Source organism: Pseudanabaena sp. lw0831, assembly GCF_016584665.1.
Lineage (GTDB): Bacteria > Cyanobacteriota > Cyanobacteriia > Pseudanabaenales > Pseudanabaenaceae > Pseudanabaena.
The window spans coordinates 81783-92814 of sequence record NZ_BBJB01000003.1; the positions used below are offsets into that span (position 1 = coordinate 81783).

At 36.6% G+C, this 11032-nt stretch carries 9 protein-coding genes and 2 pseudogenes; 1 reads left to right on the forward strand and 10 read right to left on the reverse strand.

All coding sequences use genetic code 11. The annotated features are described in order from the left end of the window. From APA_RS01045 to APA_RS01095, 10 genes and pseudogenes are all read right to left on the reverse strand, one after another. Entirely contained in the window at positions 1-1188 is a 1188-nt protein-coding gene (locus tag APA_RS01045) for a glycosyltransferase family 1 protein (RefSeq protein ID WP_201320468.1), read from the reverse strand. After that, positions 1182-2105, reverse strand: a complete 924-nt coding sequence (locus tag APA_RS01050) for an NAD(P)-dependent oxidoreductase (RefSeq protein WP_201320469.1) — start codon at positions 2103-2105, stop codon at positions 1182-1184. The genes APA_RS01045 and APA_RS01050 overlap by 7 nt, the downstream gene beginning before the upstream one ends. A 21-nt stretch (positions 2106-2126) precedes the next feature. After that, positions 2127-2972, reverse strand: coding sequence for a class I SAM-dependent methyltransferase (locus tag APA_RS01055; protein WP_201320470.1), 846 nt, complete (start codon positions 2970-2972; stop codon positions 2127-2129). Continuing rightward, positions 2962-3429, reverse strand: coding sequence for a DapH/DapD/GlmU-related protein (locus tag APA_RS25545; protein ID WP_305076294.1), 468 nt, complete (start codon positions 3427-3429; stop codon positions 2962-2964). The genes APA_RS01055 and APA_RS25545 overlap by 11 nt, the downstream gene beginning before the upstream one ends. 151 nt (positions 3430-3580) lie before the next feature. Then, complete coding sequence (locus APA_RS01065) at positions 3581-4516, reverse strand: glycosyltransferase family 2 protein (RefSeq protein WP_201320471.1); 936 nt, start codon at positions 4514-4516, stop codon at positions 3581-3583. A 53-nt stretch (positions 4517-4569) separates the two neighbouring features. Continuing rightward, on the reverse strand, positions 4570-5853 hold the full coding sequence (locus APA_RS01070; protein ID WP_201320472.1) for a glycosyltransferase family A protein: 1284 nt from the start codon (positions 5851-5853) through the stop codon (positions 4570-4572). Between the two features lie 132 nt (positions 5854-5985). Further along, complete coding sequence (locus tag APA_RS01075; protein WP_201320473.1) at positions 5986-7779, reverse strand: ABC transporter ATP-binding protein; 1794 nt, start codon at positions 7777-7779, stop codon at positions 5986-5988. A 46-nt stretch (positions 7780-7825) separates the two neighbouring features. Continuing rightward, positions 7826-8523 (reverse strand): annotated as a pseudogene (locus APA_RS01080) (PIG-L deacetylase family protein). 34 nt (positions 8524-8557) lie between these two features. Then, positions 8558-9228: pseudogene (locus tag APA_RS01085) on the reverse strand (WbqC family protein). Then, positions 9225-9689 carry a trans-aconitate 2-methyltransferase gene (locus APA_RS01095; protein ID WP_201320475.1) on the reverse strand — a complete coding sequence of 155 codons (465 nt, stop codon included), beginning with the start codon at positions 9687-9689 and terminating at the stop codon, positions 9225-9227. Before APA_RS01095 ends, APA_RS01085 begins: the two are co-directional and overlap by 4 nt. Positions 9690-10037: 348 nt before the next feature. On the opposite strand from APA_RS01095, the gene APA_RS01100 reads away from it, so the two are divergent. Next, a partial coding sequence (locus tag APA_RS01100) for an ISKra4 family transposase (protein WP_201320476.1) occupies positions 10038-11032 on the forward strand: 995 nt, incomplete at its 3' end.

Consider the following 11032-nt stretch of genomic DNA (forward strand, 5'->3'; position numbering starts at 1 on the left):
TTAAACTACGTGATGAACTATTTCCAAAAAGCGTCTTCCATAGGCTTTAACTCGTTCTTGGTTGTCTTGTCGAGCCAAAGATTCTAATCGGGGATTTACACCTGCTTCTAAATTTGATAATGCTTGAGCGATTAATTCAGCAAGTTCTTCAGGATTACTCCGCTCAAAGAAATAAGAATTAGGAGGATTTTGCTCAAAATGCACAGGAAAATCAGAGGCAATTACTGGCTTCCCTAGGCTCCGAGCATCTTCGATTACGGAACTCCATCCTTCAAACAAAGAAGGTTGAATTACAGCTAAACATCTTCGCATCAATTGAACTTGATCGTTGCGAGGAATAGATCCTAAAACAATAAATTGCTGTTTAAGTTCTAGTCTTTCAACTTTTGCTAATAATTGGTTGAAATAATCAGGATTTCGATAATCAGATAAAGTACCAGTACATATGATGGTGACATCAATATGTCTTTGTTTAAGAATTGCTAAAGCATCGATAATAATACCATGATCTTTATGTTTCCAAAACTGATTACTGACTAAAAAAAAGCGATCTGGCAGTTGATATTTTGCTTGCGTAATTTGTGGGTCTGGCTCATACCATTGAGGATCAACGAAACTAGCAAAATGCATCACCATTGTGCGATCACGGGCAGAAGGATAGTGATCGCAAAAATCATTGCCAGCCATTTCACTACTAACCACAATTACAGGAGCATTATCCGCCATCCTTTTTAGCTCGGCATTTCGAGCATCCAGTTGCTTTTGTGAAAATAAATGCGGTAAGTGACAATGCTGAAGATCGGCGACCCATGCTCCCCATTTATAAGCCGATCTAGCACCTAATAAATCTGGATATACAAAGTCGTAGGATCGTGGATTTAGTATCTTTAATGGGACAAAGGACGCATATTCTGCTAAGAGTTTGCAGGCTTTTAAATACACATATTCTGCAACTACGCCTGCATAAACTTGAGATATTAAATCTTTTACGGGTTCAGCTAACTGCTCATTTCTTTTGAACAACGCCAAACTTAAGTGGATATGTTCAGTTTCTTGAGTTGGTAATTGTGCGATCGCCCGAATCAAATTTTGAATATATAAAACCCCACCTAACCAAGTCGGGTCATGCACCATATTCAAACAAATATGTAATTTATCTTGCGATTTATTCAGTGATTTATTTACCATCCGATAATTTCTCCTCGACACCATTGCATAAAAGAATCTAAACCCTTTTCTAAATCAACTTTTGGCTGAAAACCAAGCTGTTTAATTTTGGTAATATCTGCTTGCCAATTACAAGGAACGCCTGAAGGCAAATTCCCATCAAATTCAATCTCTATTTTAGGATTTAGTTTTGCGACAATTAATCTTACTAAATCTTCGATCTTAGTTTCTACACCAGTCGAAAGATTGATAATATCTGCTTGTCCACTACTACGCTCTGCTAAAACTAGCATCGCCGTAGCCACATCAATACCATGGATAAAATCACGACTTTCCTGTCCCGTTCCATATAGTTTAATCTTATTTTGGGTCAAGACTTTTTGGCAAATATCCCAAACAACTTGTCGCCGTAAACCCGCACCATAGGCTGAAAAGATCCTTGCGATCGTCGTGGGTAATTGATAAACTCGAAAAAACTCTAGACAAAGTTGTTCTCCCATCAATTTATGAAATCCATATGGAGAGATTGGTGCAATGACTTGAGATTCAGAAATGGGAATGATGCTGGGATTGCCATAAACTGCCGCACTAGAAAGATAAATGAGATGACAGTTAGGCGCATATAGTCGCAGAGTATCTAAAAGATGGAAAGTTACTGCTACACTGGCTTGAAAGTCGGAAGCGGGATCGCTGACTGAAAGCTCCACCGAAGCCCTACCTGCGCAATGAATACAAACCTCTGGCTGTAATTGCACGGCGATCGCTACTAGATCTGGCAAAGGCAGCACAAGTTGGTAATAGTGCGATAAGTCTTGTCGAGGTGCATTTTCGGGAGGACGAGTGCCGATACCTGCTACTAACCATCCTGCTTGGCTAAACTGGCGAGCAATATATCGCCCGAGAAAACCTGTAACACCTGTAATTAAGACTGTTTTCACTATCTATCCTGATCTTTCTTTCTATGATTTAGTCGCGACAAAGGAATAAAGACGACCAGCGGTGCGATCGCGCCAAGTATGAACATTACTAACTAACTTCATAAAATTGGGCTGAGAGCTTAACCAATTAGCTAGTTGCGAACCTACATATTTCTTTAACTTATTGGCAATATTTGTTTGATGTTGCGATTTCGTAATTGGTGCATAGTTAATTACAGATTGGTAATGTCCATAGCTAGCGTGTAAAGTTAATCCTGCCTGTGAAATAGCATGATAATACTGTTTAAGTAAAAAAGCATTTTCTCCACCATATAGTTGATGTAATGGATGGCTTTGCAAAAAGATCTCTAAGTCTTGAGTTTGCGAAATAACATGTTCTCTAGTAGCAATAAATAATCCTTTTGGTCGCAATACTCTTGCCGCTTCCTGACAAAGTTTAGGTAGATTATCTGCGTGATGTAAAACTTGACGGCCATATACAATATCAAAACTATTGTCATCAAATGGAAGTGACTCACCAAAACTTTGGATAACTTTAATGTCAAGATTAGATTCCTTGGCTAATTTCGTGATCGCTCCCGCTCCAACAATATCACTAGGGTTCGGCTCTAGAGCTGTAACTTTACAACCTGCGATCGCAAAAGCATAACTAGATATGCCATTACCTGCACCTAAATCGAGAACATCACCTTTCATCCAAGCTTTGGCAATATCAAAAACAGCCTGCCATTCCTCGCTACTTACAAATCGCTGAGCCGCTTCCAGCATAGAGTCATCATAGTAACAAGCCCTTACTAAATCTTGGCGATCGCTCTGAGATTTAAGCCATTGCACTGCTTCTTCCCAAGTCAATTGCTTATCGCTCATCTTCTAGAATCTCCCTAATTACTCTCGCTGGATTACCTGCAACTATTGTCCATGCTGGTACATCTTTAGTCACAACCGATCCAGCTCCAACAATTGCACCTTCCCCGATAGTAACTCCTTTGAGGATAATAGAGTTGAATCCAATCCATACCTTGTTAGATATTTTAATCGGCGCTATTTTGACATTAGTCCAGTCTTTTTTACCTAATCGCCAATTGACTACATCTTGCGATCGCTCAGAGAAAGATATGGCATGAGAATTATGATCGACAATAGTCACTCCCCAAGAAATTAAAACATCATCACCAATCTCAATGCTTTGGGCAGCGATTAAATAACCATTCATAAATACTCGCTTGCCAATGGCTATCGTCGCATTATCTCCATCAAAGCAGATGCTTCCTTCCACTTGACTTTGTTCATCTATATTGATTGCACAGTTTTCTTTTAACTGCAACCTATTTATATTAAAAGTTGAAGAAGGATGAATATTTAGGGTTAGGGTATTCCTATTTAGAAATAATAATATTGTATATTTGAGTTTTTTGAAATAATATTTTACTTTTTGCATATTTATAAGTCTTGACAATAAGTATTTATTAGGTATGTTATGAAATCAGTATTCTTTTGATTGAAATAAGCTTTTGAACCATTGTTGCTAACCATCGACCATAACGTTTTATCCTTTTTCCTCCATAGCAATAATCAAATACATAAGCATCTTCTAAATCATCTCTAGCCATAGATGGAGGGTGGTGTATTTCCCAAATATCTTCTGTTTGCATATTTGCAAGCTGATTATCATGATTTGTATGAGTTGCATTAGAGTTAAAACCAATATTTGATACTAGATTTACCGCAGGTGCGATCGACAATTCTTTTTGCATCCAACGAGCATAAAGCCACTGATAATCCCAAGTATTTGGAATACCATTTACAACTCTATCAAATATATTTGTCCAATATAATTTTTCAGCCCAATTGTCATAAATATAGTCAATTAGATTGTTTTGTTTAGCATCAGACCAAGTTTTCATATCGCGATCATAATGTTGCCATGCTCGCCGCCAAGATGCCCATCCCCAAATACCTCCATACTTAGAAAAAGAATAACTATAATCAGTTGCATAGTTACGAAATTGAAAATTATTTCCACTAATATGCATTACCCTTGAGTCATATCTGTAGTATTCTAATAAAGTTTGGCAAAACCAAAAAAAAGATTGTGTAGGCAGGCAATCATCTTCTAATATAATCGCTTCTTCTACTTCTGAGAATACCCAATCTAAACCGCTTGACACTCTAAGTTTACAGCCTAGATTTACGTCTGAAAAGTTAGTTGATACTTCACAATCCCAATCAACTTTTTCAACAATACTTCTAGCTTTATTACATTGATTTTCTTCTTCAGGAAATCTTGAACCATCCGCAATAATTAAAAGTTTTTGCGGCTTTGCTTTACGAATTGCATCAAAAACTCTAAAAGTTGTATCAGGACGATTAAATATTAAAAAGACTACAGGAGTAGTTAATCTAGAGAACATTGTTATACATGTTAAGTTTCTGTTTTTTCTGATGCTTGATATCTTTGAATATTTTATAAAAACAACTGCTTGATAGTAGATATAGAATTTAAATAAATTGGTTTTAATGACTCAATATTTTGTTTTTTAGTTAAGATAATGTCACCGAGTATTTTAGAGGCTGCAAACATAGAGTTAGTGTTCTGATATAAATAAGTTGTATTATCTTTTTTGCCTTTCAAAATCATAAATATTTTTTTTGTTTGCTTGTATAAGAATGGATTAATATTTAACACTTGTTTAGCTGTAGCTATAAGCTTTTGCTTGAAGTTTATCTTTGAATCTTTTTGAGCGTCTTTTTTTGTGATCTCCTCAAATATATCACTAGAACTATAGTAATTTTGCATATATATAGCTATCAGTTCAAGCTCTTCTGATATGTCTTCATAATTATTAAAGAACTTTATCTCTTCTAGTAATGCTCTAAAGTAAGCATCAAAATTAATTTTAAACAACTCATTATCATAAATAGATTGAAACTTATACTGTGTAGCAAGCAGATATGTGGCTGTCAGATATTTCATTGCATATGGAATATTCTCCAATATATCCCTATCAAATAATGAAAGATAACTTTCAACCTTCTGCTTTCGATTATATTGAGCACCTGCATTACTTACATAACTTATTCCACATATATATATTGGTAGATCTATAAAGTGGTACGTACTACTTATACCTAAAAGATGACATGCAGCAGAATAATCAGGAAAGGGCGGAAGAAAAAACAAACCCGTTTTCTGACGGCATTTATCAATTAAATTTTTCGACACAACACAGTTTAATATCTTGGGCAACAAATTATAAGATTGGGAATCAAAATCACAAAACAATTCAGACATTTTTCTGGATTCTAGTTCATATAAATTTCCACTACCAAATTTACAAGATAAATCACCTCTTAAGTTTTTGTCTGGTATGTCAGGATGATGATAGTAAGCTCTCTGCCATACCATGATATTAATAGAAAATTTTGTTAGTATTAAATGAATATATTCAAGTGAAATTTCAGTCAAAGCATCATCATCACATAAATAAATAATGTAATCTCCATTAGCATGATTAAGAATATATTCCCAGTTATCTAGCATTGACAAATCCATGCCAGGATTAACATATTTTATTTTGTCGCATGAGTTAGCAAAGCCCATGACAATTTCTTTGGTATTATCTTGTGAATTATTGTCAGAAACTATGATTTCATAATCTTGAAATCTCTGATAGACAGCACTTTTTAGAGATTCTTGAAGTAATCGAGCGCGATTTCTAGTAGGCATTAAAACAGAAAAGAAAGGCATATTATATTTCAAGCAACTAATATTATTAGATATATAGCAATCCTATTTCATTTGTGAGAAACACAAGGGGCTTAAGACCCTTGTTATAGAATTTTGTTTCTCAAGAATCATTTAGGATTGCTATAATGTTCATCATTGAGCCATTGTTTGAAACTCTATATTTCTTGAGAGTAGCTCATTATATGTTCCTACATCTTCCACCGCACCATTTTTCATAAAGTAGAGACGATCACAGTTTTTTACAGTACTTAATCGATGAGCAATCATGATCATCGTTTTATGTCTACTCATTGCTTCCAAGGCTTGCATAAACTCTCGTTCAGTTGTATTGTCTAAGGCGGCAGTCGCCTCGTCCATGATGATTACTTCTGGATTATGATATAGCGCTCTCGCAATACCGATGCGCTGACGTTGCCCACCCGATAGACGAATACCACGCTCTCCAACTAGAGTATCTAGCTGCTCTGGCAAGGCATAAATTAGCTCTTCCAACTGTGATGCTTTGATTGCAGCCCACACTTGTTCTTCGTTAATTTCATGACTGGCTAAGCCAAAGGCAATATTGTTCCGAATTGTATCGTCTGAAAGATAGATGCTTTGAGGAATATACCCAATTTGTTGTTGCCAACTTGCAAGATTAGTCAGAATGTTTTTACCGTCAACTAAGATTTCACCTTGGCTTGGCGTTAGCAATCCTAAAATAATATCAACAATTGTGGTTTTTCCTGCTCCCGATGAGCCGATAAATGCGATCAATTGTCCCCTAGAAATTTCTATGGATATACCTGATAGTGATGATTGAGCAGCATTGGGATAAAGATAGTGAATATTTCGCAGCTCAATTAATTTTTTAAACTGAATTTCTGGAGCTGAGAAATTATTTGATTCTTGTTGTGAAATTGATCTTATTTCTAAAGAAGCCAGATCTTGGCAGATAAGATCTAAAGAATATTTGAAATAACGAATATTAGTAATTGTAGAGACAATGCGTTTAGCTGAGGGCATGAGGCGTAAAGCAGCGATCGCAAATAAAGACAGCATTGGCAAAATAGACTGAATTGCTCTTCCTTGAATTAGGCTAAGAATCACGATTAGTAGAACAGAGGCAATTAAAACTGTATCGATAAATAGATTGGGCAATTGAGTGGCAAGTCCCACAAATAAATTTGCTTTACCAAAGGCTTCCGTACTTTTTGTAAATGCATTTATAAAAAAGGTTTCTCTACCTAATACTTTGGTCTCTTTAATGCCACCTATACTTTGATTAACCCATTGAATCATTTGTCCGCTTTGCTCTTGGCGAATCAATCCCTGTCCACTCATTTGTTTGCGGATCGTTCCATTCAACCAAAATATAGATATCCCCAAAAATATTGCTGCGATCGCTGATGCAACTGGCTCCACCATTACAAGCAAAAGCGTAATGCAACTCATCACCATAATCTCGGCGGCTAGAGTCAGCGCTGGCACAAGTACATTCGCAAAAATCTGTGGTATTTCGGAAGTAATATTGCGAACTAGCTCTGCCGAATTACGTTGCAGATGAAATGTGTATGGACTATACAAATATGACTGCAATAGGCGATTAGAAAGAGAAATCTGCTTTTTGTACAAAAAATAATATTGCAAATAAGTTAGCCCAGCAAGGTAAGCATTTTTTAACAAATAAATGACTAAAATGATAACGCTGATCCATAACAGAAAAGCTTGACTAGAATTTGCTCTCAATACACTGTAAAGCCAATGTAAGATCTGCTGTTTCTGAATAATTTCTGAATTTCCTAGTAAAGCCACAAATGGAGGAATTAATCCTACTCCTAATGTTTCTAAACTCGCGCCTACAAGCATAAGCAGAAAGATTATGCCTATTTGAATTTTTTCGCGATCACTAAATAAATAGAGGAGCTTTTTTACTGATTCGCCCATATTCAAGCCAGTATTTCCCAACTCATAATGTAGATAGCTCCACTCTTCACTTTACTATATTCCTGCCTAACATAAAGGATTCTGCTGCTTTTACTCCAATGGTAGCACCTCGCCAACGTGCTAAATATTCGATAGCTTCAGTGATCGCGGATGAGGGTAATGACGCATCTCTGATTGATAAGCTTCTAAAGCTTTGAGTTTTAAACTTAGGGCCTCTGAAATATCTATAAAACCAGTTAGGTATAAATGGCGAATCAGAGCCAGATGTTTGCCATTCTGTACTGGATGGAACTTCAAAAAAAAATAACGTATGGACTGAATGATTGGGCAAGGGACGACATGCAGTTATAACAGCTTCATGAATACGACGATGATCGATGTTTACATCGCCACTGTGATGAGTATAAACAATCTGTGGTTGATGCTGTTCGATAACTTTAACAATATCTAAAAGATCACAGCTATCCATACGATTGTCAGGAAAGTCATGTAAGAGTAAAGAGCTTACTCCTAGCATTTTACTTGCTTGATTAGCAGCGATTGTCAGAGCAGATAACTCGTCTTGAAATTTTTCTCTATTACGTTCTATTTCTCGGCTAGTAGCTCCTTCTGCCAATATCAGAATATGAACTAAATCTCCTTGCTGGAAATGTTTGGAGATCGCGCCACCACAATGTGGTGGCGCGATCTCCAAACACCAAGCACTTCATCATCAGGATGAACAGCAACTACCAGAATATTCATAATTGAATCTTATCCTGATTACTTATTAAAACTTTTAAGCTTTCAGATCCATAGTTAAAAAGAAGATCAATGATGGACATATTAAAGGTTCAAAGACTTTTCCTTGTCGTTGGTAATATTCTGGGTGATGATAATTCTGATAGACAACTTGAATATCGGACTCCTCAAATAATTTGTGATTAAGATAATTTCTCCCTAAAGCACCAGAAAAATACGTATTTGCCCCTACTTGTTTGCATAGGTTAAACATTAGTTGATCTTTGACTCCTGTGGGGTGCAGTTCTGAACTAAATAATAAAGATGTATTAATATTTAAAGCTTTCAAAAAGTAACTAGTAATTTCTTGGCAAATATCAGTAAGATATCGCCAGTCATTTTGATAAATTGATTCAAAGAATGATCCATAATCCTCAAAATAAGTAGTTTTTCCATAGCAATTACAAATTGTTCTCCAATGCTTAATCTGCCAATTACTACTATTATCAATCTCTAGTGATTTGATCGCTAAATTACCGAAATCACCTTTAGTTTTTACTGGGACTGTAAGCCAACACCAACCATCAGAAGTTTTGATTTTATTTCGATTAATAAAGCTTTTTTCTCAAACTGGACGTGATCTAGCACAATGTGTAAATCACTCTCAGCAATGCGATGAAAATAACCTAGCCAAGGTAAGTAAGCTGATTGATTTATAGAAACAATCATGGGCGAGGCTCCTTATACATGTAAATAGTAAAGTCATGAAGTAGGTAGTCATGGCGAAGAACTCCCCAAGGGGTGAGAGTACGACAAAATTGCACCGTTTTGAGTGGATCGGCATAAAATTCTCCATCTTCTTGATTTTTATCCCAGAGGCTCAATGAATTGAAAGCTACTGCTTTAGAGCTTAACTCATACATTCTGGCAATTAAACGTTGCATGTATAATTCAGCATCTTGATTAAGGAGATAAAAAATGCCATTAGCAGTAACTAGGTCATAAGAGCCGTCTGGACTTTCCGTTAGAATGTCCATCACTTTTAAGGAAAGATGCGGACGTAAACGCCTGGCTTCTTCAATCATTTGTGGTGTAATACCGATCCCTTCATAACTAAGCACACCATAAGATTTATATAAATAGTCGACAAAGTCAGCAAAGCCGCATCCAATATAGCAATCCGAAATCATTTGTAACTGGATAACGATTATCTTGGGCGTTTTCAGATAAGTCAATTAAGCTATAACTCATTTCGGATTGCTATATCTAAGATTCGTTTCCCTTGAATTGGCATAACTTGAGCTAATGTTTCAAACTTAATTTGTTGAGATTCCGCTCGTCCATAATCACAAGCGCGTGGATTATGTCCATAACGAGTGATCAAATTTGAATAGAATTGAGCTATATCAGTATGTTCGAGGAGTGTGACTAGAATTTGATGTAACGAAAGAATAGTGATAAGTTTACAGGATATAATCAAAACAAAGCAGAAAGATTAATGAATAAATACATCAATCATAGAAAGCAATGAGAAATTTGTGACAATACAAATCACAATACCGCTAAGTAATTCATTCTTAGAAACGGAAACGAGAATACAATCAGTGTTAAACGAAGCGGGAACGATTGCAAGTGGAGAAGCACTGAAACAGTTCGATACTGAAGGATTAGCCATTGAGAAAAGCGGCAAAAGATGGACAAGTAAAGGACAACAGCCCAAGACCTATCAAACGCCCTATGGCAGCATAGAAATTAATCGCCATATTTATCAAACCAGTACAGGAGGAGAAACATACTGCCCATTAGAAGTAGATTCAAGGATCATCATCACCTCGACCCCAAGATTTGCTAAGCAGATAAGTCACAAATATGCGGAAATGAGTAGCGTAAGATTACTCGAAGACTTACGAGAAAATCATGGACGGGAAGTAAATCGCGCGTTTGTGCAAATACTTGCCGAAGCAGTTGGTAACATCGCGAGCATCAAAGAGGAAGACTGGACTTATCAAACCCCAAGACTAGAGGTCGAAATTCCGACAGTGAGCATCGGATTAGATGGTACTTGTATGTTGATGTGTGGTGAAGGATTTCGGCAAGCAATGGTGGGGACGATCAGCTTGTATGATCGCGAAGGAGAACGGCAGCATACGACTTATATAGCTGCGTCCCCAGAATATGGACGAGAAATATTTCTCGCAAGACTAAGACGAGAAGTTGAGCAGAGCAAGCGATTATATCCAAATGCTCATTATCAAGGTTTAGCGGATGGTGCTCCAGAAAACTGGACATTTCTCAATAGCGTAACCGCAACGCAGATATTGGACTTTTACCATGCAACGCAATATTTAGACAAATTCGCTAAAGCAATTCATCCCCGTAGCGTCGAGAGCCAAAAAGCTTGGATGGATACGCACTGCCACAAACTTAAGCATGATGCAGGATTTGCTAAAGTTTTACTTGCCGAGATGGAAATTATCCAACCGAAACGAGTTTCTAAATCTGTTCTCGAAGGATTCCAAGATGCTATTACTTA